This window comes from Reyranella sp., from assembly GCF_965249915.1.
GTDB lineage: Bacteria > Pseudomonadota > Alphaproteobacteria > Reyranellales > Reyranellaceae > Reyranella.
In genome coordinates this window covers 1,904,557-1,927,087 of sequence record NZ_OZ252257.1, presented here as the reverse complement: position 1 = coordinate 1,927,087, position 22,531 = coordinate 1,904,557, and the positions used below count along the sequence as shown (strand labels likewise).

The window sequence follows — 22,531 nt, the reverse complement described above, 5'->3', positions numbered from 1 at the left end:
GCGTTCGTTGTGAAGGGTGATGTGGGAACGAACGGAGGATCTGGCATGCGGGCCATGAAGTGGGCACTGGGCGCGGCGGCCACCGCATTGTTGTCGTTTTCTGTGCAGGGAGCGGCGCAGGCGCAGACGATCCGCGCCGTCATGCACGCCGACATCAAGATCATCGATCCGATCTGGACGTCGGCCTACAACGTCCGGAACTACGGCTACATGGTCTACGACACGTTGCTGGCCATGGACGAGAACCTCGTCGTGAAGCCGCAGATGCTCGAAGGCTGGAAGATCAGCGACGACAAGCTCACCTACACCTTCACGCTGCGCGACGGGCTCAAGTTCCATGATGGCGCGCCGGTGACCTCGGCCGACTGCATCGCCTCGCTGCAGCGCTGGGCGCCCAAGGACGCGATGGGCCAGAAGCTCTTCTCGCTGGTGAAAGAGCTGAAGCCGGTCGACGACAAGAGCTTCACGATGGTCCTGACGGAGCCCTACGGGCTGGTGCTGGAGTCGCTGGGCAAGCCCAGCTCCACCGTGCCCTTCATCATGCCCAAGCGGGTGGCCGACACGCCGAACAACGTGCAGATCAGCGACCCCACCGGCTCGGGGCCCTTCGTCTTCCGCAAGGACCTCTGGCGGCCCGGTGAGAAGACGGTCTACGACAAGTTCAAGGACTACAAGCCGCGCAGCGAGCCGGCTTCCGGCCTGGCCGGCGGCAAGGTGGTCAATGTCGACCGGGTCGAATGGCTCAACATCACCGATGCCCAGACGGCGGTGAACGCGCTGCTGAACGGCGAGATCGACTATATTGACCAGCCCGAGATCGAGCTGCTGCCGCTCTTGGCGAAGGACAAGAACATCGTCATCGGCAACTACAACAAGCTCGGGGGCCAGATGAACCTCCGCTTCAACACGCTGCACAAGCCGTTCGACAATGCGAGGATCCGCCAGGCGGCGCTCTATGCCCTGAACCAGAAGGACTTCCTGATCGCGGGCTTCGGCGACGAGAAATACTACAAGGAATGCAAGGCGCTGTTCATCTGCGGCACGCCTTTCGCGACCGACAAGGGCTTCGAGGACAAGCTGAACTCCGACTTCGCCAAGTCGAAGGAGATCCTGAAGCAGGAGGGCTATGACGGCACGCCGGTCGTGCTGCTGTTCGCCACCGACACCCAGACCGGCCGGCTGACGCCCATCGTGAAGTCGCTGCTGGAGCGCGGCGGCTTCACCGTCGACATGCAGGCGATGGACTGGCAGACCGTGCTCTCGCGGCGCACCCGCAAGGAGCCGCCGGAGAAGGGCGGCTGGCACGCCTTCATCACCACCTGGGTGTCGGCCGACCTGCTCGATCCGATCATGATGTCGTACATCGCCGCCACCTGCGAGAAGGCCAATGTCGGCTGGCCGTGCGACCCGCAGATGGAGAAGCTGCGCGATGCGTACTCCCGGGCCACAGTCGAGGCCGAGCGAAAGGAACTGGCGATCGCCATCCAGGTGCGCGCGTCGGAATATCCGATGTACGCCAATCTCGGCCAGTACATCATGCCCGTCGCCATGCGCACCACGATCACCGATCAGCTCGACGGGCCGGTGCCGATGTTCTGGAACATGAAGAAGAAGCAGTAGGGCGGACACCGCCGGGGAAACGTCAGGAGGAACGCTTGACCATCGTGATTCACAACGCCGCCATCGTCACCGTCGACGATGCCGACAGCGTCCACTACAACTCAGCCATCGCCATCGAGGGCGAGCGCATCGCCGCCATCGGGCCCAGCGCCGAGGTGCTGGCGCAGTATCCCGCCGCCGAGAAGATCGACGGCAGCGGCAAGCTCGTGATGCCGGGCTTCGCCAACATCCATACACATTTCACGATGACGCTGGCGCGCGGCGTGTTCGAGGACCTGTCGCCGCCGCACAAGCCGCCTTTCTCGGGCGGCCTGTCGCCGATCCCGCTGCCCGAGATGACGCCCGACGAGCGCCGCGCCTTTGCGCTGCTGGGCGCGCTGGAGGCGGTGCGCAGCGGCACCACGCATGTGCTCGAGGATTCCAACGACGTCGACCACTATGCCGGCGCCCTGGCCGATACCGGGATGCGCTTCCTGCTGGCCGAGCGCGCCTACGACCGCATCGGCACCTCGATCGGCGATCCCGCGCCATACCAGCTCGACCGCGCGCTGGGGCAAAAGCACATCAAGACCATCGAACGCAATCATCGCGACTGGAACGGCAAGGCCGACGGACGGCTGCGCATCGCCATCTCGGCCTGGGCGCCCGACATGTGCTCTCCGGAATTGCTGCAGGACCTGAGCGCACTGCAGAAGCAGCTCGACACGCGGATCACCATCCACCTCAACCAGATCTGGGGCGAGGTGGCGGCCGTGCGCGCCCATCGCAACCGCCTGCCGACCGAGTATCTCGCCGATCTGGGCTTCCTCAACGACCGCATCATCTGCGCCCATTGCCGCTGCATGGAGCCGTCTGAGGAGAAGCTTCTGGGCGAGGCGCAGGTCAACGTCTCGTTCAACTCGGCCATCGCGGCGCGCCGCGGCCTCAGCCCGCGCATCGCCGATCTGGAAGGCTACGGCTGCAACATCGGCATGGGCTCCGACAACATGGCCGAGGACATGGTCGAGGTGGTCCGCACCGGCCTGTTCATGGAGCGCGTCCGCCGCGAGGACGGGCGGGAGCCGACGCCTGAACGGGCGCTTCGCTGGGCGACGCGCAACGGCTACCGGGCGCTGGGCGTGCCCGACGGCGGCTGGCTGGCGCCCGGCAACAAGGCAGACCTGATCATGGTCGATCTGCAGCGCGCCCACCTGATCCCGGTGCTGCGCGTCGTCTCCGACTTCGTCCACAACGGCCAGGCGCGCGACGTGCAGTCGGTGATGGTCGACGGCAAGTGGGTGATGAAGGACGGCGCCGTGCTGACGATGGACGAGGAGAAGATCCTGCGCGACGCCCAGCGCATCGCCAACGAGGCCTGGTCGCGGACCTTCAAGACCCGCTTCAAGCCGCCGGCGGGTTTCTCGCCGGACGCTTTGCCGTAAACACGTGTCGTCCTGAGCACAGCGAAGGACCTGGCCGAACGACCGACTGACTCCTGAGCGGGCGCGAGATCCTTCGCTTCGCTCAGGATGACAAGAGGCTCAACGCCGCGTGTTTCCGGCGCTCCACTGACCCGCGCTGGCGAACCGGACGGCTTCGTCGGCGGCCCGCACGAGGGCGCGCGCCTTCTGAACGCTCTCCTGGTACTCGGCTTCGAGGTCGGAATCGGCCACCACGCCGACGCCGGCCTGGACGTACATCGTGCCGTCCTTCACCAGGCCGGTGCGCAGCAGGATGCAGGTATCCATCGTGCCGTTGGCCGCGAAGTAGCCGGCGCAGCCGGCATAGATGCCGCGGCGGACCGGCTCGACCTCGTCGATGATCTGCATGGCGCGCACCTTGGGCGCGCCCGAGAGCGTGCCGGCCGGGAAGCCCGCCTTCAGCACGTCGATCGCATCCAGCCCGTCCTCGAGCTTGCCCTCGACATGGGAGCTGATGTGCTGGACGTGGCTGTACTTCTCGATGGTGAACTGCTCGACGACGCGGACCGAGCCGATCTTGGAGACGCGGCCGACATCGTTGCGGGCGAGGTCGACCAGCATCAGATGCTCGGCGCGCTCCTTGGGATCGGCCAGCAGCTCTTCGGCGAGCTGCTTGTCTTCCTCGGGCGTGGCGCCGCGGCGGCGCGTGCCGGCGAGCGGGCGGATGGTGACGGTGTCGTCGCGCAGCCGGACCAGGATCTCCGGCGAGGAGCCCACGATGGTGAAGTCGCCGTAATCGAAGAAGATCAGGAACGGCGAGGGGTTGATGCGGCGCAGCGCCCGGTAGAGCGAGAGCGGCGGCAGCTTGAAGGGCAGCGAGAAGCGCTGCGACGGCACGATCTGGAAGGCGTCGCCCGCGCGGATGTACTCCTTGCAGGTTTCGACCATCTTCTTGAAATCGTCCTTCGACATGTTGGCCTGCGGCTCGGGCAGGGCATCGAGGTCGTCGGCGCTGTCGCGGCGGAAGGGAAGGGTGCGCTCGAAGTCGGAGACGGCATCTCCCAGCCGCTCCTGCGCGGCCTCGTAGGCGGCGCGGGCGCTGATGTCCTTCTGCGGCCAGACCGGTGTGACCAGGGTCACGTTGTCTTCCAGCCGGTCGAAGATGCAGATCAGGGTCGGCCGCACCATGATCGCGTCGGGCAGGCCGATCGGATCGGGATTGGTGTCGGGCAGCCGCTCCATGTCGCGGACCATGTCGTAGCCCAGGAAGCCGAACAGGCCCGACGCCATCGGCGGCAGGTCCGCCGGCAGCTCCATCTGGCATTCCTTGATCAGGGCGCGCAGCGTCTCCAGCGGCCGGCCGTCGAGCGCCACGAAGGCCTGGGAATCGGTATGGGCGCGACGGTTGATCTCGGCCTGGCCCTTGCGGCAGCGCCACACGACGTCCGGCTTGAAGCCGATGATCGAATAGCGGCCGCGCACCGAACCGCCTTCGACCGACTCCAGCAGGAAGGAGTTGGCGCGGCCGTCGGCCAGCTTGAGATAGGCCGAGACGGGAGTCTCGAGGTCGGCGACCAGCTTGGTCGAGACGACCTGCGGTGTGCCGGAGTCATAGCGCGCCGCGAAGGCGTCGAAGTCGGGCGAGATCGACATGGGCAGTCTTCTATTGCTGGGTCGCGAAGGTCGCCTGGAAGGCGGCTTCGTCGACGGTCACGCCATACTTGGCGCGGAGCGCCGCGATGAGCTGCAGGATCAGGTCGTTGGCGACCATCGTGTCGAGCTGCTTGCCGAAGCGGTCGAGCTGCTCCTTGTCCTTGGAGAGGTCCGGCGGTTCGACGGACTTCACGCGAACCAGCACGCTGCCTTCGCCGGTCCGCACCGACTGGGTCTTGTCGGGCGCGAGCTTGAAGAGCTCCTGGACCACCGGCTGGCTGAGATAGTTCCCGGCATCGGCCTCGAAGCGGGTGACCGGCTTGGCGATGCGCGCCTCCAGGCCGAGTTCCTTGGCGAGGGCCGCGAAGTCCGTACCGGCATTGGCCTTCTCGACCGCGGCCTTGACCTTCTCGTCGGCCAGCTTGCGGCGCTCCTCGGCCTGCCAGGCGGTGGTGACCCGGGCCTCGACCTCGGACAGCGCCGGCGTGCGGGCAGGGGTGATGCGGTCGGTCCGCACGATGAAATACTCGCCGCGCTGGGTTTCCAGCAGCTCGCTCTCGGCGCTCTCGCGCGTCGCGAAGGCCGCCTGGATCAGTTCGGAAGCCGCGGGCCCGATCACGACCTGCTTGCCGGCGGCGTCCTGGCCGCGCGCATCGACGTTCTCGTAGGTCCTGACCTTGAGGCCGAGATCCTCGGCGGCGGCCTTCATCGACTGGGTCTTGCCCAGCACCCGTTCGAAATCGGTCACCAGCTTGACCAGGAGGTCCGGGGCCTGCTGGGCCTTCAGATCCTTCTCGAGCTTCTCCTTGACCTCTTCGAACGGCACCGACTTGCCGGCCTCGATCTTGTTGATGCGCACGATGTGCCAGCCGAGCGGCGACTGGATCGGCGCCGCCGCGATGCCTTCGGGCAGGCCGAAGATGCCGTCGGCCAGCGGGCCGGGCGGCAGATCCTTCTTGGTCACCGGGCCGAGCTTGATGACACCGTCGGCGTTGCCGGTGACTTCCTTGGCCGCATCTTCCAGCGACTTGCCGCCCTGGACGGCGGCGATGATCGCCTTGGCCTTGTCCTCGGTGTCGGTCATCGCCTGGTCGACGTCACGCTTCTCGGGCGTGCCGAACTCGGCGGCGCGCGCATCGTATTCCTGGCGCAGCGCGTCGGCGGTGACGGCCACCTGATTCTCCACGTCGTCGACCGTGATCATGACGTAGGAGAAGGCGCGGAACTCCGGCACCTGGAACTTGGCCTTGTTGGCCTCGAAATAGGTGTTGAGCTGTTCCGGCGTCGGCTTCGGCACATCCACGACGATGGAATCGGGAATGTAGATCGTCTCGGCGGTGCGCTTCTCGCTCTCGAGCTTGAAGATGTCGTTGCGCAGCGACACCGGCGCGAGGCCGTCGGCGCGCACGACGCCGAACAGCTGGCTGGCGGCAATCTCGCGACGCATGTCGGCCACGAACTGCGGTTCGGTGATACGGGCCTGCTGCAGGCGGTTGCGATAGAGCAAGGGATCGAACGCCCCGCCGGTGCCCTGGAAGGCCGGGTTGCGCGCGATGGCCGCACGGACTTCCTCGTCGCTCACCGTCAGGCCGAACTCCCGCACGGCGTAGTCGAGGACGGCCCGCTGGATCGTCTCTTCGAGGGCGCGCACATGCAGGCCGTAGCGCAGCGCCTGCTCCTGTTCCGGGCGCTGGCCGGTCTGGCGCTGGATCGCCTCGAGCTGGCGATTGAACTGCTCGCGCACCTCGGTCGCATAGACCGGCGCACCGCCGACCCATCCGTACAGGGGAATCTTGGTGCCGCCGACATGCGCCACTTCGGTACTGCGCCCGACCGCCTTCAGCATGTCGCCGACGCCCCACAGGCCAAAGCTGATGATCAGCATGCCGAAGAGGATGGAGAGAACGATGAAGCGAGCGTACTTGCGGAACTGATTCACGGGCCGGACAGGGTTCTTTAAGGGGCGCCATGCCTACCACCCGCCCCATGGACAGGCAACCAAGCGACCTTTGACCGTAAACGCCACCGCCTTTAGATACGCCCGCAATAGATTGGGCGGAACGGGAAGGGGACATTCGATGGCGCGTACGAGACGGCCGCTGATCGCGGGCAACTGGAAGATGAACGGCCTCAAGGCCGACGCCCTTGCCCTCGCCAGGGAACTTGCCGCCGGCGTGAAGCAGGCCGGCTGGAGCGACCGCGAGCTGCTGGTCTGCCCGCCGGCGACCCTGGTCGCCGCGGTCGTCGAGGCCGCTGCGGGAAGCGGCCTACTGGTCGGCGGCCAGAACTGCCACGCCAAGACGAGCGGTGCCCATACCGGCGACGTCTCCGCCGAGATGCTGAAGGATGCCGGGGCGACCCACGTCATCGTCGGCCACTCCGAGCGCCGCGCCGATTGCGGCGAGACGGACGCCATCGTACGCGCCAAGGCCGAAGCCGCCTGGCGCGCCGGGCTGCTGCCGATCGTCTGCATCGGCGAAACCCTGTCCGAGCGCGAGTCGGGCGACACGCTATCGGTGCTCGAGAGCCAGCTCAGGGGCAGCGTGCCGGTCGGGGCGACGGCCGCCAATCTGGTCGTTGCCTATGAGCCGGTCTGGGCGATCGGCACCGGCAAGACGCCGACCGTGGCCGAAGTCGCTGCAGCTCACGCGCATATTCGCAAGGTGCTGGGCGGGCTGACCAGCGAGGCGGCCGGGGTGCGGCTGCTCTACGGCGGGTCGGTGAAAGGCAGCAATGCGGTCGAGCTCCTGGGCGCCGGCGACGTCGACGGCGCCCTGGTCGGCGGGGCGAGCCTCAACGCCGCGGAATTTTTGGCTATCGCCAAGGCCGCCTAAAGGAGCTAGAAGCGCCCGCTTGGCGAAGATGCCCTTCTAGCGCTGGACAAAAATGGACGCCGTAAGACACTTTCTCCACGAATGGCGCCTCGTGCTGCTCGTCATCCACGTCTGTGTGACGAGCGCGATGATCGTCGTGATCCTACTGCAACGCAGCGAGGGCGGTGGTCTCGGCATGGGTGGCCGGTCGGACGCGCTGTTCTCGGTGCGCGGCCAGGCCAACATCCTGTCGCGGATGACCGGTATCTTCGCGAGCATCTTCTTCGTGCTGAGCCTGATCATGGCGTGGAGCATGACCGATCCGGTCCGTGCCACGAGGTCGATCATGGATCGCGCGCCGGTCGGATCGGGTGCGCCTGCCGCCCCCGCTGCTCCGGGCGGCATGGCGCCTGCGCCGACGGCACCCGCCGCCCCGGCGCAACCCGCAGCTCCCACCCGCTAAGGGCCGACATGAAATCAGCTTCCCACCTCCGCCGAAATGTCTCCGGCGGGGCGATATCCCCATGGCTGCGCTCCACAAGCGCTTGTATGCTGTAGGCCCATGACGCGCTTTATTTTCATAACGGGCGGCGTGGTTTCCTCGCTTGGCAAGGGGCTTTCCTCGGCGGCGCTCGGCGCGCTGCTGCAGGCGCGCGGCTACAAGGTCCGCCTGCGCAAGCTCGACCCCTATCTCAACGTCGATCCGGGGACGATGAGCCCCTATCAGCACGGCGAGGTCTTCGTGACCGACGACGGGGCGGAAACCGACCTCGACCTCGGCCACTACGAGCGCTTCACGGGCGTCGACGCCCGCCAGAGCGACAACATCACCACGGGCCGCATCTATTCGACCGTGATCGCCAAGGAACGGCGCGGCGAGTATCTCGGCGCAACGGTCCAGGTGATCCCGCACGTCACCGACGCGATCAAGGAATTCGTCCTCACCGACACCGACAAGGAAGACTTCGTCCTGGTCGAGGTCGGCGGCACGGTCGGCGACATCGAGAGCCTGCCGTTCCTCGAGGCGATCCGCCAGGTCGGCAACGAACTCGGCCGCGAGCGCACGATGTACGTGCATCTCACGCTGCTGCCGTGGGTGCCGACGGCGGGCGAACTCAAGACCAAGCCGACCCAGCATTCGGTCAAGGAACTGCTGAGCGTCGGCATCCAGCCCGACCTGCTGGTCTGCCGCAGCGGCGACAAGGAGATCCCGCAGAACGAGCAGCGCAAGATCGCTCTGTTCTGCAACGTGAAGCCCGAACGCGTCATCGAGGCGCGCGACGTCGACACGATCTACCAGGTGCCGATCGCCTATCACGACCGCGGGTTCGACCGCGAGGTCTGCCGCTATTTCGGCCTGCCGGCGGAGGAGCCGAACCTCGATCGCTGGCGCGGCATCGTGCGTTCGGTGCGCGAGCCCGAGGGCAAGGTGACCATCGCGGTGGTCGGCAAGTACACGGTGCTGCTCGACGCCTACAAGTCGCTGTCCGAGGCGCTGACGCATGGCGGCTTCGGCAGCAACGTGAAGGTCAGTCTCGAGTGGATGGACTCCGAGATCTTCGAGCGCGACGACGCCGTCAGCCATCTCGAGCATGTCCACGGCATCCTGGTGCCCGGCGGCTTCGGCGAACGCGGCACCGAGGGCAAGATCCACGCGGTCAAGTTCGCGCGCGAACGCAAGGTGCCGTTCTTCGGTATCTGCTTCGGCATGCAGATGGCGGTGATCGAGGCGGCGCGGAACCTGCTGGGCATCGAAACCGCCTCGTCGAGCGAGTTCGGACCGACCGATCATGCGGTGGTCGGCCTGATGACCGAGTGGATGAAGGGCAACCAGCTCGAGAAGCGCTCGGCGGACGGCGACCTGGGCGGCACGATGCGGCTGGGCGCCTATCCGGCGCATCTGCGGCCCGGCACCAAGGTCCACGAGATCTACGGCCAGGACGTGATCAGCGAGCGGCACCGCCATCGCTACGAGGTGAACGTCAACTACAAGGACCGGCTGGAGCAGGTGGGATTGCGCTTCTCGGGCATGTCGCCCGACGGCATCCTGCCCGAAATCGTCGAGATTCCCGACCATCCCTGGTTCATCGGCGTCCAGTTCCACCCCGAGCTGAAGTCGCGTCCCTTCGCGCCGCATCCGCTGTTCACCTCGTTCATCGGGGCGGCGAAGACACAGAGTCGCCTCGTCTAGGCAAGGACGGGGCCGCGGCCGGGTCGCATTTCGGTCACCTTTCTCAGGTGAATTCGGTGCCATGTACCGAATTGCCGCCTCTGTCCTGCTCGCCATCGTCTCGCTCGGTCCAATCCTGGGTTCGACCGCCTGGGCACAGTCCTATGGCAAGGCCGAACGGCGCGATCCCATCTTCCTGCGCTTTGCCGAGATGGCGAACCGCTACTGGGTGAATGCGGAGACCAACTCCGCCAGCCACAAGGTCGTGGCCATCCCGATGCCGAAGCAATGCTCCTTCCTCTATGCCGATGCCTATACACGCGGGCAGCAGAGCGAAAGCGAGGTGCAGCAGATTGCCGTATCGAACTGCAACCGTCGGCTCGCCGAGCTCGGCCCGCTGGGCGAGAATTACGGCGTCGACTGCCGGTGTCAGGTCGTGATCAGCGACGAGAAATACATGGTTCCCAGGTCCGACATGCCGGACGACGCCTACGGTCCGACCTCGATCTTCTATCGCGACGATCGCGGCAACATCGCGCGCTTGAACGGCCTCGTGAGATACGGCGCGCTGATCGGCCGGGACCGCTCGGTCACCTTCACGGTCGAGAATCCCCGGGGCGAACAGGTCTGCACCGGCACGATGACCAACGAGAATCCCGGCAGCGGCCAGTTCTCGATCTCCTGCTTCGGCGGCAAGTTTGCCGGCCGCGGCAGCTACGAGAGCAAGACCGGTGCGCCCAACGACCACATCATCGCCCGCGGGCAGACCGGTCGTGGCCAGCCCGTCGTGATGGTGATCGGCCTGCCGGCGCAGCTTGCGGCCAACACCTATGGCGGTATCTGAGATGCGTCTCGCGACGGGCCTCGTCTCCCTGGCGCTGCTGGCGCCGGCTGTCGCATGGGCGCAGAGCGCGGGCGAGGTCGAGCGCTGCTTCCAGAATCCCGGCGCCTGCGCGAGCGGCGGAGGAGGCGGGGGCGCCGCGGCCGCGCCGCCGGCTCAGGCTCCTGCGCCCGTCGCGGCGCGCCCGGCGCCGCCGCCCGACTACACCACGGTGCTCAACAGTCCCGACGCCGACCGAAGGAAGATTCAGGAGTCCCTGCGCACCCTCGACAAGTACAATGGCCCGATCGACGGCAACCTGCAGTCCGAAGCCACGGTCAAGGCGATCGGCGACTGGCAGAAGGGCCGCAACACGCCCGTCGTCGGCAAACTGACGCCCCAGGAGGCAGCCCAGCTCAACGCCGAGGCCGCCCGTGCGCCGATCCGCCGGCTCGAGGCCCCGCCGCCGCAGACCGCCGCGCCGGTGCCTCTGCAGCCGGCCCAGCCCTCCAATGCCGATGCGCTGAAGGCCCTTCAGGCAAGGCTCGCCGAACGCCGCAAGGCCGCCGAGCCCAAGGCCAATGCCGCGGCCCAGGCTCTCGTGCGCGACCTCAAGGCCTACGTTGCCGCCGACGGCAAGGGCGTGGCGGGCGAGCAGTTCACCGCCTTCGCCAAATGGTACGCCGACAACAAGACGGCCGGTCGCAGCGTGGGCGAGATCACGCCCGTGATCGACGACTACGGCGACGCCAAGGCCGGTGCCGCCACGTCGACGGAAGTGAAGTTCGAGACGAAGCAGGGCGACAAGACCTACGGCCAGTGCCTGGTCTTCGCCTGGATCGAAGCGAGCCCGCGCAAGAACCCCCAGGCCTTCACCTGCGACGACGTCGCAGCGGTCGAGAAGTGGAAGACCGACCAGGCGCTGAAGAGCGCCTGGCGGTAGATCATTGGAGCGCGCCACTCCAGTGGCGCAATCATGAGCGCCACGGAGTGGCGCGCTCCGTTGCAATCGCTTCGCCCTTAAATATTCTCCCCATGGATCGCCTCGATCACGGCTTTCGTGACGTCGGCTGTCCGGGCGGTGCCGCCAAGGTCGGGCGTGTGGAAGCGTTTGTCGGCCGTGACCCGCTCGATCGCCTTCATCAGGCGGCCGGCGGCTGCGGGTTCGCCCAGGTGCTCCAGCATCATCACCGCCGACCAGAAGGTGCCGATGGGATTGGCCACACCCTTGCCCATGATGTCGAAGGCCGAGCCGTGGATCGGCTCGAACATCGACGGGAAGGCGTGCTCGGGATTGAGGTTGGCCGTCGGCGCGATGCCGAGCGAGCCCGCCAGGGCGGCCGCCAGGTCCGAGAGGATGTCGGCATGCAGGTTCGTCGCCACCACCGTGTCGATGCTGCCGGGCTTCATCACCATGCGCATGGTCATGGCATCGACCAGCATCTTGTCCCAGGTGACGTCCTGGAACTCCGCGGCGACCTCGCTGGCGATCTCGTCCCACATCACCATGGCGTGGCGCTGGGCATTCGACTTGGTCACGACGGTGAGCAGCTTGCGCGGCCGCGACTGCGCCAGCTTGAAGGCGAAGCGCAGGATGCGTTCGACCCCGGCCCGCGTGAACATCGACACGTCGGTTGCCGCCTCGATCGGCGAGCCCTGATGGACCCTCCCGCCGACGCCGGAATATTCGCCCTCGGAGTTCTCGCGCACGATCACCCAGTCGAGTTCGCCGCCATTCACATGGCGCAACGGCGAGGTGATGCCAGGCAGCACCCGCGTCGGCCGCACGTTGGCGTACTGGTCGAAGGGCTGGCAGATCGCCAGCCGAAGTCCCCACAGGGTGACGTGGTCGGGAATGTCGGGATGGCCCGCCGATCCGAACAGGATCGCATCGTGTTTGGCGATCTGCTCGCGCCCGTCGACCGGCATCATGCGGCCGTGTTTCTTGTAGTAGTCGCCGCCCCAGTCGAAATGGTCGATCTCGAAGGCGAAGCTGCCCTCGCGACGCGCGATGGCTTCCAGCACCTCGACTCCCGCCGACACGACTTCGGTGCCGATGCCGTCGCCGGGAATGGCCGCGATCTTGTAGCTCTTCATCAGTGTCTCCGGTTCAATTGCTGGCCTTGACGCCGGCTGCCTTGATCACGGCATCCCAGCGTTTCACTTCCGATTCGAGATAGGTCTTCAGCGCCTCGGGGCTGACCTGCGACTCCGCGACGGGCTCGGTGCCGAGGCCGGCGAAGCGTTCCAGGACCTTGGGGTCCTTCAGCGCGATCTTGAGCGCGGCGACGAGCTTGTCGGTGACATCCTTCGGCAAGCCCTTGGGCGCCCAGAGCGCGTGCCAGGCCGAGACCTCGAAGCCGGGCAGGCCGCCGCCGTCGAGGGTCGGCAGATCGGGCAGCGACGGAACCCTGGCCTTGGTGGTGACGGCATAGCCCTTGATTCGCCCGTCCTTGATGTGGCCGGTCGTGTTGGTGGTCTGGTCGCACATCACGTCGAAGGTGCCGCTGATCAGGTCGTTCATCGCCGGCCCGGTGCCGCGATAGCCGACGCCCTCCATCTTGATGCCGAGCTCCTTCATCAGGATCAGCATGCAGAGGTGCGACGCCGAGCCGATGCCGGCATGGCCGTAGGTCGCCTTGCCCTGGTTCGCCTTCATCCAGGCGACGATCTCGGCGATGTCCTTGGGCGGCAGGCCGGCCTTGGAGACCAGCGTCATCGGCACGTCTGTGATGCGGCCGAGATGGTCGAAGTCACCCACGACGTCGTATTTGAGCCCGTCATAGAGGGCAGGGGCGGTGGCCTGTGCGATGTGCCAGACGGCGATGGTGTAGCCGTCCGGGGCGGCCCGGGCGACCTTGGCCATGCCGATCGTGCCGCCGGCGCCGCTGACATTCTCGACGACGACGGTCTGCCCGAAGGTCTTGGTCATCGACTCGGCGATGAGGCGCGCCACCGTGTCCGTGGGGCCACCGGCGGCGGCCGGTACGATCAGCGTGACCGGCTTGCTGGGATAGGTACCCTGGGCGAACGAGGTTCCGGCGATCGTGGAAGCGACCAGGGCCGCGGACGCGGCAAGCGCGCCGGTGAGCAGCGAACGACGAAGACAGCTCATGGTTTCACTCCCGGAATTATTCGATTTGAACCCTCCTTAGGGATGCGGGGAGCGTGCCGCAATTGGCGATCGATTATACAAATTTCTGATATAATCAGGCGTGGACCTGCATCAGCTTCGCTGCTTTCTGGCGGTCGCCGACGAACTCCATTTCGGCCGCGCGGCCCGCCGGCTCGAGATGCTGCCGTCGGCGCTCAGCCGCGACATCCGTCTGCTCGAAACCTCGCTCGGCACGCGGCTGCTGGTCCGGACCACGCGCAACGTGATGCTGTCGCAGGACGGCGCGGCATTCGTCGACGATGCCCGCGCGCTGGTGACCCGTGCCGATGCGCTGGCGGCCGAGGTGCGCGAGCGGGGGCGCCGGCGCGCGCGCAGCCCCGTCCGCATCGGCGCGATCGACACGGCGGCGGCCGGACTCGTGCCGGCTCTCCTGCGCGATTTTCGCGAGCTGCACGCGTCGGCGGCGGTTCAGCTGGTCGAGGACAAAACCATCCGTCTGGTGCCAAAGATCCTGTCCGGCCGTCTCGACATCGCCTTCATCCGGCCGCCCGAACGGCTCGACAAGCGGATCGAGCTGATGATGCTCTTCCACGAGACGCCGGTCGTCGCCATGCCCTCGCGCCATCGCTTGGCGGGGCGTCGGCGGCTGTCCATCGAGGCGCTGGCGGGAGAGCCGATGATCGTTCCCGACCGAAGTTCGCGCCCGCACAGCCACGATCTCACGATCAAGCTGTTCGAGCGGGCCGGCCTGCGGCCCAACCTTTCCCAGATCGCCGAGGAAAAGCAGACCATCGTCAACCTCGTGGCGGCCGGGCTCGGGCTGGCCATCGTGCCGCGACGCGCGTCGGGATTGGGCGTGGCGGGCGTGCGCTTCGTGCCGCTCGCCTCGCGCGAGACGGCAGGCCTCGATCTCCTGCCAATGGCCGCGGCGTGGCTGCGCAATTCGCGCGACCCGCTGCGCGACGAACTGCTCGCCCTCCTGCGGCTGCCACGCTACGCGGCGGGGGCGTGATTTCCTGTCATCCTGAGCGCAGCGAAGGATCCAGCATTTGCTCAGGAGTACTTTGGTCGTTCCGCCAGGTCCTTCGCTGCGCTCTGGACGACATTCATAACTACTTCGCGCGCTCCAGATAGCTCTCGAAGACGCCGACATGGACGAAGGCCGGGTCGGCCGAGTCGGACCACAGATCGCGCGCGTCGAAGCGGACGTCGTAGGTGGGTTCGTCTTCGGCCTCGATCCCGTGACCGTGGGCGTCGGGGAACGGGTAGGGCGGGGATACGCCGACCACCACGCCGCTCTTGCCGCGGATGTAGCCCGGCATGCGGACATGGCCCGGCACGTAGTCGGTCTTCACCGTGACCTTGTCGCCGACCTTCAGCGTCTCGCGCGTAGCGACGTTGCTGCGGCCGGGGGCGCTGGGCGAGGAGAGGGGGAACGCGCCCTGGGCGCGGCGCTCCAGCTCCTCCTGGGTGAGGATGCCCTTCTCGACGCAAAGCGTGGCGAGGCTGGTCAGCGAGCGCTCGTAGTAGCTGGCCGACAGATAATGGCGCGGCTCCATGCGCTCGATGGCGTGGCGGTACTCGTCCATGTTGAAGATGCCGAGCTTCACCGCCAGCGAATAGAGCGCGTTGACCCGCTTCTCCCACGGCTCGTGGAAGGTCTGGGCGCGGAGCGAATAGCGGACCCGGCCGAAGCCCTGCTTGCCGCCGAGATCGTGCATGCCGTCCATGATGTCTCTCCGGTCCTAGAGGCGCGAGACGCCGATCAGGGAGTCCTTGGTGACCAGCCCGGCGAGCTTCTCCTCGGACCAGCCCTCCGTGCCTTCCGGGCGTAGCGGCAGCACCATGTAGCGCGTGTCGGCCGTCGTATCCCAGACGCGGATCTCCATATCGGCCGGCAAGTCGAGTCCCATCTCCTTCAACACGGTGCGCGACTGGCGCACGATCCGGGCACGGTACTCCAGGTCCTTGTACCAGTCCGGCGGCAGGCCGATGATCGAGAAGGCGGTGCACGAGCAGAGCGTGCAGCAGATCACGTTGTGGACGCTCGGCGTGTTCTCGAGCACCACCAGGTGCCGGTGATGCGGCGGCATCGAGAGGCCGAGCTCGGTCACGGCCTCGCGACCGTTGGCGAACAGGCGCTCGCGGAAGGCGGGATCGGTCCAGGCCTTGGCGACCACGCGCGCGCCGTTCTCCGGAATCCATTCCTCCTCGGCGAGGTGCTTGAACTCGCGGATGAAGTTGGCGGGCTCCATGCCACGTTCGTGGAAGGCGGCCTCGATGGCATCGGTCCGCGCTTCGACGGACGCGGTGGCCTGATGCTGATGGGTCTGATCGGGCATTGTTTTCTCCCAGGCGGCGGCAATTCTCGCGGGGAAGTATAGGAAGTGCGCGCCATCGCGTCACTTGCTCGCCGCCGTCCGCGCGGGCTAGACAGGCCGCGCCAAACAGGAGTTTTTCTCATGAGCGCCATAGCTGAAGTCCGCGGCCGCGAAATCCTCGACAGCCGTGGCAATCCCACCGTCGAAGTCGAAGTCGAACTCGACAGCGGCGCGATCGGCCGTGCGGCCGTCCCGTCCGGCGCCTCGACCGGCGCGCACGAGGCGGTCGAACTGCGGGACGGCGACAAGAAGCGCTACGGCGGCAAGGGCGTGCTCAAGGCGGTCGCCGCCGTGAACGGCGAGATCATGGACCTGCTGTCCGGCCTCGACGCGCTGGAGCAGATCAAGATCGACCGCGCCCTGATCGAGCTCGACGGCACCCCGAACAAGGGCCGCCTCGGCGCCAACGCGATCCTCGGCGCCTCGCTCGCGGTCGCCAAGGCCGCGGCGATGGACAGCGGCCTGCCGCTCTACCGCTATGTCGGTGGCAGCCAGGCCTCGGTGCTGCCGGTGCCGATGATGAACATCATCAACGGCGGCGCCCATGCCGACAATCCGATCGACATCCAGGAATTCATGATCATGCCGGTGAAGGCCGACCGCTTCGCCGAGGCGCTGCGCATGGGCTCGGAGGTCTTCCACGCGCTGCGCGGCCAGCTCCACGACGCCGGCCACAATACCAACGTGGGCGACGAGGGCGGTTTCGCGCCGAACCTCGCGACGGCCGACGAGGCGCTGTCCTTCGTCATGAAGGCGATCGAGAAGGCCGGCTACAAGCCCGGCGAGGACGTGATGCTGGCGCTCGACCCGGCCTCGACCGAGTTCTTCAAGAAGGGCAAGTACGAGATGGAGGGCGAGGGCAAGTCGTTCGATGCCGCCGGCATGGTCGACTACTACGCCGATCTCGTGAAGCGCTACCCGATCGTGTCGATCGAGGACGGCATGGCCGAGGACGACATGAAGGGCTGGAAGGCCATCACCGACAAGCTCGGCAAGAAGATCCAGCTGGTCGGCGACGACCTGTTCGTCACCAACCCGAAGCGGCTGGAGCAGGGCATCAAGGACGGGCTCGCCAACGCGATCCTGGTCAAGGTCAACCAGATCGGCACGCTGACCGAGACGATGGAAGCCGTCTCGATGGCGCGCAATGCGAGCTACGGCGCCGTCATGTCCCACCGCTCGGGCGAGACCGAGGACGCGACCATCGCCGACCTGGCCGTCGCCACCAACTGCGGCCAGATCAAGACCGGCTCGCTGTCGCGCTCGGACCGCCTGGCCAAGTACAACCAGCTCCTGCGCATCGAGGAGCAGCTCGGCACCCAGGCCCGCTACGCCGGGACGTCGATCCTGCGCGGCTGAGCGCGGAGCAATCGAGACGATCAAGGGTCGCTTCGGCGGCCCTTTTTCATGCCTGGTCATATCTCGCCCGTCATCTCGACCGGAGCGCCCCCTCGGAAGCCCTCGGGGCAGGCTCCGCCGCGTAGCGGAGAGATCTTCTCTCTACCAAGAGCCGGCTAATCGTCGAGAGACGGTCTCTCCACTACGCCTCGTGGAGTTTACCCTGAGGTATTCGAGGGGCGAGGTTCCGGTCGAGACGACGGATTCGTATATAATTGACGAAGGCAACTACTTGATTGACGATGGCAACCATATCGGAGGTTGCCATGGCCGCGTCGTCGCTCGCATCCCGCATCGAGGCGGTTCGCCGTTTCTCGCGTTTCTATACCCGCCGCATCGGCGTGCTCGAGGAAACGCTGCTTCACAGCCCCTTCACGCTGCCCGAGGGGCGGCTGGTCTACGAAATCGCCAATCGCGACGGGCCGACGGCGCAGGAGCTGTGCCGCGATCTCGCTCTCGACCCGGGCTATGTCAGCCGCCTGCTGAAGGGGCTGGAGAAGAGGGGCTGTCTCGCCCGGACGCGCAGCCAGCAGGACAAGCGCGAGACGCAGCTCACGCTCACCGCCAAAGGCCAGCAGCTCTGGGCCGCGATGAACGAGCAGTCGCGGCAGGACATTGCCGGGCTGCTGGCCGAACTGCCGGTCGCGCGGCAGGACAGACTGGTCAAGGCGCTGGAGACGGTCGAGAGGCTGCTCGACGAGCCGCCGGAGAAGCGCACGCCCTTCACCCTGCGGGCGCATCAGCCCGGCGACATGGGCTGGATCATCCGCCGCCAGACCCAGCTCTATGCCGACGAGCATGGCTGGGACGGCAGCTTCGAGGCGATGCTCGCGGAGATTTCCGCGAAGTTCATCCGCAAGTTCGACCCGAGGTCGGACAATTGCTGGATCGCCGAGCGCAACGGCGAGATCGTGGGATCGGTCTTCCTGGTGCGGGCGGGCAAGGCCACGGGCCAGCTCCGCATGCTCTATGTCGAGCCGACGGCGCGCGGGCTGGGTATCGGGCAGAGCCTGGTCGCGGCCTGCATCGAGGATGCCCGGGCCAAGGGCTACCGGAAGCTGATGCTGTGGACCAACGACATCCTGGTCTCGGCGCGCAAGATCTACATCGCCGCGGGCTTCCGGCTCATCAAGGAAGAGAAGCACGAGAGTTTCGGCAAGAAGCTGGTCGGGCAGTTCTGGAACCTCGACCTGTGAAGCGCTCCGGCCCGCTCTGGGCCGCGGCCGGCACCGGCATCCAGGTCGGTGCCGCCATGGTGGCGACGCGCTACGTCGTCGATGCGGCGGGGCCGGGCTCGCTTGGCTTCCTGCGCTATCTGGTCGGGCTGATCTGCCTGGTGCCGGCGTTGTGGCTACGGCCGTGGCGGGGTATCGCCGCCCGCGACCTCCTGCCGATCGGCCTGCTGGGCATCGGACAGTTCGCGGCGCTGATGGTGCTGCTGAACTACTCGCTGCTGCACATCCCGGCTGCGCGGGCCTCGCTGCTGTTCTCGACCTTTCCGCTGATGACCATGATCCTGTCGGCGCTGCTTGGCCGGGAGCGGTTCACGACGGCCAAGATCGGCGGCTCGCTGCTCACTTTCGCGGGCGTGGCGATCGCGCTCGGAGGCGCCGCGATGACGGCGCAGCTGGAGCACGGATCGGCCTGGCTGGGGACACTGTCGGCCCTCGGCGCGGCCCTCTGCGGCGCCGTCTGCTCGATCTTCTATGCGCCCTATGTCGCGCGCAGCTCGGCGCTGCACGTCACCGCCTTCGCCATGTTCGTGGCCGTCCTGGCGCTGGGCGGCGTCGCGGCCACGGAGGGCTTCTTCGCCGCATGGCCCTCGTTCACTGCGGGTGAGATCGCGGCCATCGGCTTCATCGGCGTATCGAGCGGCATCGGCTTCTTCCTCTGGGTCTATGCGCTGGGCAATGCGCCGCCGAGCCAGGTGACGCTGTTCCTCGGCCTCGGTCCGGTGACCGCGGCGCTGGGCGGCACGGCGCTGCTCGGCGAACCCTTGCCCGTCGCCGCTCTGCTGGGGCTCGGCTGTGTCCTGGCGGGGCTGTGGTGGGCGCTGACGCCCGACCGGCGGGCGCCCTAAACGAAATAAACGCAATAAACGAAACAGTCGAAACGAATGTCGCACCCCCGGGCGGTCCTTGGGGGCGGAGCGCCCGGATGTCGCCGCGCGAACCGAAAATTCTTGACGGAAGGCCACAATATGTTGCCATATCTCTGCAGGAACGCAGCATATGTTGTTGAGACCGCGTCAGATTCTGGCTCCCGTCATCTTCGCCACGGTATTCGGATACTTCGGATACCATCTGGTGAACGGTGATCGCGGCCTCTTGGCCATGGCGCATCTGCAGCGCGAAGTCCTGATCGCCGAACAGAACCTCGCCGAAGCCGAAACCACCCGGAAGATCTGGGAGAGGCGCGTCGCGGCCCTGCGCAACCAGAGCCTCGAACCCGACATGCTCGACGAGCGGGCCCGCGTGCTCCTGAACTTCGCGCGCAAGGACGACATCATCGTCTTCATGCCGACGCGCTGACGCTCACGTCACGCGACGATGACGCCTCGTTCAGCGTTCGCCCCGCGGTCATCTGAAAGAAACTGTCCGGTGCGATCCATCGTAGGCAAACAATCGCTCAATTGCTGCGCCGCACCCGCGGCGAGTCTGTTTTTTCCTGCTAGATCAAACACATCGCCCTGAGCGATGCTATAAGCCGAAGCGCGTTCAAGAGGGGACTGCCATGGCGAAGCCGGCCACGAAGCCGAAAGACGATCCTTCTCCCGCCAAGGCGAAGTCGCCGGCGACTCCGGGCGACAACAGCGTGAGCCCCGACGAGCTCAAGGCGCATTACCGCGACATGCTCCTGATCCGCCGCTTCGAGGAGCGGGCGGGCCAGCTCTACGGCATGGGCCTGATCGGCGGCTTCTGCCATCTCTACATCGGCCAGGAAGCGGTCGTGGTCGGGATGCAGGCCAATGTCCGCGACAAGGACGCCGTCATCACCTCGTACCGCGACCATGGCCACATGCTGGCCTGCGGCATGGACCCCAAGGGTGTGATGGCCGAGCTGACGGGCCGCAGCGGCGGCTATTCCAAGGGCAAGGGCGGCTCGATGCACATGTTCAGCCGCGAGAAGAGCTTCTACGGCGGCCACGGCATCGTCGGCGCCCAGGTGCCGATCGGCACCGGCCTCGCGTTCGCGCACAAGTACAATGGCGACAAGAACGTCTCGCTGACCTACTTCGGCGACGGCAGCGCCAACCAGGGCCAGGTCTACGAGGCCATGAACATGGCGGCCCTCTGGAAGCTGCCGGTGGTCTACATCATCGAGAACAATCGCTACGGCATGGGCACCTCGGTCGAGCGCGCCTCGGCCACCACCGAGCTCTACCGCCATGGCGAGGCCTTCGGCATCCCGGGCGAACGGGTCGACGGCATGGACGTTCTGGCGGTGCGGGCAGCCGGCGAGAAGGCGATCGAGCACGCGCGCAGCGGCCAGGGGCCGTACATCCTCGAGATGCAGACCTATCGCTATCGCGGCCACTCGATGAGCGATCCGGCCAAGTACCGGACCAAGGAAGAGGTCGACAAGTTCCGCAACGAGCGCGACCCGATCGAGCATATCCGCAAGCGCCTGCTCGACGCCAAGATCGTCGACGAGGCCGCGCTCAAGGCGGTCGACGCGGAGATCCGCAAGATCGTGAACGACGCCGCCGAATTCTCGCAGCAAAGTCCCGAGCCCGATCCGTCGGAGCTGTGGACCGACATTCTTGTTGAGGCCTGATCACATGAGCATTCAGGTTCTGATGCCTGCCCTGTCTCCCACCATGACCGAGGGCAAGCTTGCGAAGTGGCACGTCAAGGTCGGCGATGCCGTGAAGTCCGGCCAGGTGCTCTGCGAGATCGAGACCGACAAGGCGACCATGGAAGTCGAGGCGGTCGACGAAGGTACGGTCGCCAAGATCCTCATCGAGGAGGGGACCGAGGGCGTGGCGGTGAACACGCCGATCTGCGTCCTGGCCGGCGAGGGCGAGAGCGCCGCCGATGCCGGGGCGCCGGCCGCCAAGGCCGAAGCGCCGAAGGAAGAAGCCGCCAAGGCTGAAGAGAAGCCGAAGGCGGAAGCCGCGCCTGCAGCACCTGCCGTCGTTGCGCCGGCACCCGAGCCGGCATGGAAGGGCGGGACGCAGCACATCACGGTGCGCGAGGCCCTGCGCGAGGCGATGGCCGCCGAGATGCGCGCCGACAAGTCGGTCTTCCTGATGGGCGAGGAAGTCGCGCAGTATCAGGGCGCCTACAAGATCAGCCAGGGCCTGCTCGAGGAGTTCGGCGACAAGCGCGTCATCGACACGCCGATCACCGAGCACGGCTTCGCCGGCCTGGGCGTCGGCGCGGCGTTCGGCGGGCTGAAGCCGATCGTCGAGTTCATGACCTTCAACTTCGCCATGCAGGCGATCGACCAGATCATCAACTCGGCGGCCAAGACGCATTACATGTCGGGCGGCCAGATGACCTGCCCGATCGTGTTCCGCGGCCCCAACGGCGCGGCCTCGCGCGTCGCCGCCCAGCATTCGCAGTGTTATGCGAGCTGGTACGCCCATGTGCCGGGCCTGCGCGTGCTCGCTCCCTGGAGCGCCGCCGACGCCAAGGGCCTGCTGCGTGCCGCGATCCGCGATCCCAATCCGGTGATCTTCCTCGAGAACGAGATCCTCTACGGCCAGTCGTTCGACGTGCCGGAGGATCCCGACTTCGTGCTGCCGATCGGCAAGGCGAAGATCGAGCGCGTGGGCAAGGACGTCACGATCGTCGCCTTCTCGATCATGGTCGGCAAGGCGCTGCAGGCGGCCGAGGAACTGGCCAAGCTCGGGATCGACGCCGAGGTCATCAACCTGCGCTCGCTGCGCCCGTTCGACACCGAGACCCTCGTCGAGTCGGTGAAGAAGACCAACCGGCTCGTCTCCTGCGAGGAGGGCTGGCCGTTCGCCGGCATCGGCTCCGAACTGTCGGCGCTGATGATGGAGCACGCCTTCGATTACCTCGATGCGCCGGTCAAGCGCGTCGCCGGTCTCGACGTGCCGTTGCCCTATGCGGCCAACCTCGAGAAGATGGCGCTGCCGCAATCCTCTCACATCGTCGAGGCCGCTCGCGCGGTCTGCAATCGCTGAGGCGGG

The 22,531-nt window shown here is 66.7% G+C and carries 20 protein-coding genes; 14 read left to right on the top strand and 6 right to left on the bottom strand.

The window, feature by feature from the left end; translation table 11 throughout:
* The first annotated feature begins 45 nt into the window (after positions 1–45).
* Together ACP15H_RS09680 and ACP15H_RS09675 are read left to right on the top strand one after the other, a co-directional pair.
* Positions 46–1,620 carry an ABC transporter substrate-binding protein gene (locus tag ACP15H_RS09680; protein ID WP_425065985.1) on the top strand — a complete coding sequence of 525 codons (1,575 nt, stop codon included), beginning with the start codon at positions 46–48 and terminating at the stop codon, positions 1,618–1,620.
* Positions 1,621–1,664: 44 nt separating this feature from the next.
* The gene (locus ACP15H_RS09675) at positions 1,665–3,041 is read left to right on the top strand and encodes an amidohydrolase family protein (RefSeq protein WP_425069876.1); all 1,377 of its coding nucleotides are present in this window, start codon (positions 1,665–1,667) and stop codon (positions 3,039–3,041) included.
* A gap of 99 nt (positions 3,042–3,140) precedes the next feature.
* Here ACP15H_RS09675 and trpE read toward each other — a convergent pair whose 3' ends face one another.
* Entirely contained in the window at positions 3,141–4,673 is a 1,533-nt protein-coding gene (gene trpE / locus ACP15H_RS09670) for an anthranilate synthase component I (RefSeq protein WP_425065984.1), read from the bottom strand.
* Positions 4,674–4,683: 10 nt separating this feature from the next.
* Entirely contained in the window at positions 4,684–6,612 is a 1,929-nt protein-coding gene (locus ACP15H_RS09665; RefSeq protein WP_425065983.1) for a peptidyl-prolyl cis-trans isomerase, read from the bottom strand.
* 139 nt (positions 6,613–6,751) lie between these two features.
* Here ACP15H_RS09665 and tpiA point away from each other — a divergent pair, with 139 nt between their 5' ends.
* From tpiA to ACP15H_RS09640, 5 genes are all read left to right on the top strand, one after another.
* Complete coding sequence (gene tpiA, locus ACP15H_RS09660) at positions 6,752–7,507, top strand: triose-phosphate isomerase (protein WP_425065982.1); 756 nt, start codon at positions 6,752–6,754, stop codon at positions 7,505–7,507.
* 52 nt (positions 7,508–7,559) lie between these two features.
* Positions 7,560–7,949, top strand: coding sequence for a preprotein translocase subunit SecG (gene secG, locus ACP15H_RS09655; RefSeq protein WP_425065981.1), 390 nt, complete (start codon positions 7,560–7,562; stop codon positions 7,947–7,949).
* 99 nt (positions 7,950–8,048) lie between these two features.
* A complete protein-coding gene (locus ACP15H_RS09650; RefSeq protein ID WP_425065980.1) occupies positions 8,049–9,677 on the top strand; it encodes a CTP synthase in 1,629 nt (542 codons plus the stop codon).
* Positions 9,678–9,738: 61 nt separating this feature from the next.
* Positions 9,739–10,500, top strand: coding sequence for a hypothetical protein (locus tag ACP15H_RS09645; RefSeq protein ID WP_425065979.1), 762 nt, complete (start codon positions 9,739–9,741; stop codon positions 10,498–10,500).
* Position 10,501: 1 nt separating this feature from the next.
* Positions 10,502–11,419 carry a peptidoglycan-binding domain-containing protein gene (locus tag ACP15H_RS09640; RefSeq protein ID WP_425065978.1) on the top strand — a complete coding sequence of 306 codons (918 nt, stop codon included), beginning with the start codon at positions 10,502–10,504 and terminating at the stop codon, positions 11,417–11,419.
* Positions 11,420–11,496: 77 nt separating this feature from the next.
* On the opposite strand, the gene ACP15H_RS09635 is transcribed toward ACP15H_RS09640, so the two are convergent.
* Positions 11,497–12,573 (bottom strand): tartrate dehydrogenase, encoded by a 1,077-nt coding sequence (locus ACP15H_RS09635; protein ID WP_425065977.1) that lies wholly within the window; start codon positions 12,571–12,573, stop codon positions 11,497–11,499.
* A gap of 13 nt (positions 12,574–12,586) precedes the next feature.
* A complete protein-coding gene (locus tag ACP15H_RS09630; protein ID WP_425065976.1) occupies positions 12,587–13,591 on the bottom strand; it encodes a tripartite tricarboxylate transporter substrate binding protein BugD in 1,005 nt (334 codons plus the stop codon).
* A gap of 100 nt (positions 13,592–13,691) precedes the next feature.
* Here ACP15H_RS09630 and ACP15H_RS09625 point away from each other — a divergent pair, with 100 nt between their 5' ends.
* Positions 13,692–14,603, top strand: a complete 912-nt coding sequence (locus ACP15H_RS09625; protein WP_425065975.1) for a LysR family transcriptional regulator — start codon at positions 13,692–13,694, stop codon at positions 14,601–14,603.
* A gap of 100 nt (positions 14,604–14,703) precedes the next feature.
* Here the strand turns inward: ACP15H_RS09625 and nthB are convergent, their stop codons facing one another.
* Positions 14,704–15,321 carry a nitrile hydratase subunit beta gene (gene nthB / locus ACP15H_RS09620; protein WP_425065974.1) on the bottom strand — a complete coding sequence of 206 codons (618 nt, stop codon included), beginning with the start codon at positions 15,319–15,321 and terminating at the stop codon, positions 14,704–14,706.
* Between the two features lie 15 nt (positions 15,322–15,336).
* Positions 15,337–15,933, bottom strand: a complete 597-nt coding sequence (gene nthA / locus ACP15H_RS09615) for a nitrile hydratase subunit alpha (RefSeq protein WP_425065973.1) — start codon at positions 15,931–15,933, stop codon at positions 15,337–15,339.
* A 120-nt stretch (positions 15,934–16,053) separates the two neighbouring features.
* Here nthA and eno point away from each other — a divergent pair, with 120 nt between their 5' ends.
* From eno to ACP15H_RS09585, 6 genes are all read left to right on the top strand, one after another.
* On the top strand, positions 16,054–17,331 hold the full coding sequence (gene eno, locus ACP15H_RS09610) for a phosphopyruvate hydratase (protein ID WP_425065972.1): 1,278 nt from the start codon (positions 16,054–16,056) through the stop codon (positions 17,329–17,331).
* A gap of 305 nt (positions 17,332–17,636) precedes the next feature.
* The gene (locus ACP15H_RS09605; RefSeq protein ID WP_425065971.1) at positions 17,637–18,566 is read left to right on the top strand and encodes a bifunctional helix-turn-helix transcriptional regulator/GNAT family N-acetyltransferase; all 930 of its coding nucleotides are present in this window, start codon (positions 17,637–17,639) and stop codon (positions 18,564–18,566) included.
* Positions 18,563–19,450 carry a DMT family transporter gene (locus tag ACP15H_RS09600; RefSeq protein WP_425065970.1) on the top strand — a complete coding sequence of 296 codons (888 nt, stop codon included), beginning with the start codon at positions 18,563–18,565 and terminating at the stop codon, positions 19,448–19,450. Before ACP15H_RS09605 ends, ACP15H_RS09600 begins: the two co-directional genes overlap by 4 nt.
* A gap of 157 nt (positions 19,451–19,607) precedes the next feature.
* Entirely contained in the window at positions 19,608–19,901 is a 294-nt protein-coding gene (locus tag ACP15H_RS09595) for an FtsB family cell division protein (RefSeq protein WP_425065969.1), read from the top strand.
* Positions 19,902–20,103: 202 nt separating this feature from the next.
* Positions 20,104–21,147 (top strand): pyruvate dehydrogenase (acetyl-transferring) E1 component subunit alpha, encoded by a 1,044-nt coding sequence (gene pdhA, locus ACP15H_RS09590; protein WP_425065968.1) that lies wholly within the window; start codon positions 20,104–20,106, stop codon positions 21,145–21,147.
* 4 nt (positions 21,148–21,151) lie between these two features.
* A complete protein-coding gene (locus ACP15H_RS09585; protein ID WP_425065967.1) occupies positions 21,152–22,525 on the top strand; it encodes a pyruvate dehydrogenase complex E1 component subunit beta in 1,374 nt (457 codons plus the stop codon).
* The last annotated feature ends 6 nt before the right edge of the window (positions 22,526–22,531 follow it).

What these genes read in the sequence shown, in the direction of transcription:
- ACP15H_RS09605 (WP_425065971.1), top strand. Translation starts at nt 17,637, where the DNA reads ATGGCCGCGTCGTCGCTCGCATCCCGCATCGAGGCGGTTCGCCGTTTC.
- ACP15H_RS09650 (WP_425065980.1), top strand. Translation starts at nt 8,049, where the DNA reads ATGACGCGCTTTATTTTCATAACGGGCGGCGTGGTTTCCTCGCTTGGC.
- eno (WP_425065972.1), top strand. Translation starts at nt 16,054, where the DNA reads ATGAGCGCCATAGCTGAAGTCCGCGGCCGCGAAATCCTCGACAGCCGT.
- ACP15H_RS09635 (WP_425065977.1), bottom strand. Translation starts at nt 12,573, where the DNA reads ATGAAGAGCTACAAGATCGCGGCCATTCCCGGCGACGGCATCGGCACC.
- ACP15H_RS09585 (WP_425065967.1), top strand. Translation starts at nt 21,152, where the DNA reads ATGAGCATTCAGGTTCTGATGCCTGCCCTGTCTCCCACCATGACCGAG.
- ACP15H_RS09680 (WP_425065985.1), top strand. Translation starts at nt 46, where the DNA reads ATGCGGGCCATGAAGTGGGCACTGGGCGCGGCGGCCACCGCATTGTTG.
- ACP15H_RS09630 (WP_425065976.1), bottom strand. Translation starts at nt 13,591, where the DNA reads ATGAGCTGTCTTCGTCGTTCGCTGCTCACCGGCGCGCTTGCCGCGTCC.
- ACP15H_RS09640 (WP_425065978.1), top strand. Translation starts at nt 10,502, where the DNA reads ATGCGTCTCGCGACGGGCCTCGTCTCCCTGGCGCTGCTGGCGCCGGCT.
- tpiA (WP_425065982.1), top strand. Translation starts at nt 6,752, where the DNA reads ATGGCGCGTACGAGACGGCCGCTGATCGCGGGCAACTGGAAGATGAAC.
- nthB (WP_425065974.1), bottom strand. Translation starts at nt 15,321, where the DNA reads ATGGACGGCATGCACGATCTCGGCGGCAAGCAGGGCTTCGGCCGGGTC.
- pdhA (WP_425065968.1), top strand. Translation starts at nt 20,104, where the DNA reads ATGGCGAAGCCGGCCACGAAGCCGAAAGACGATCCTTCTCCCGCCAAG.
- nthA (WP_425065973.1), bottom strand. Translation starts at nt 15,933, where the DNA reads ATGCCCGATCAGACCCATCAGCATCAGGCCACCGCGTCCGTCGAAGCG.
- trpE (WP_425065984.1), bottom strand. Translation starts at nt 4,673, where the DNA reads ATGTCGATCTCGCCCGACTTCGACGCCTTCGCGGCGCGCTATGACTCC.
- ACP15H_RS09645 (WP_425065979.1), top strand. Translation starts at nt 9,739, where the DNA reads ATGTACCGAATTGCCGCCTCTGTCCTGCTCGCCATCGTCTCGCTCGGT.
- secG (WP_425065981.1), top strand. Translation starts at nt 7,560, where the DNA reads ATGGACGCCGTAAGACACTTTCTCCACGAATGGCGCCTCGTGCTGCTC.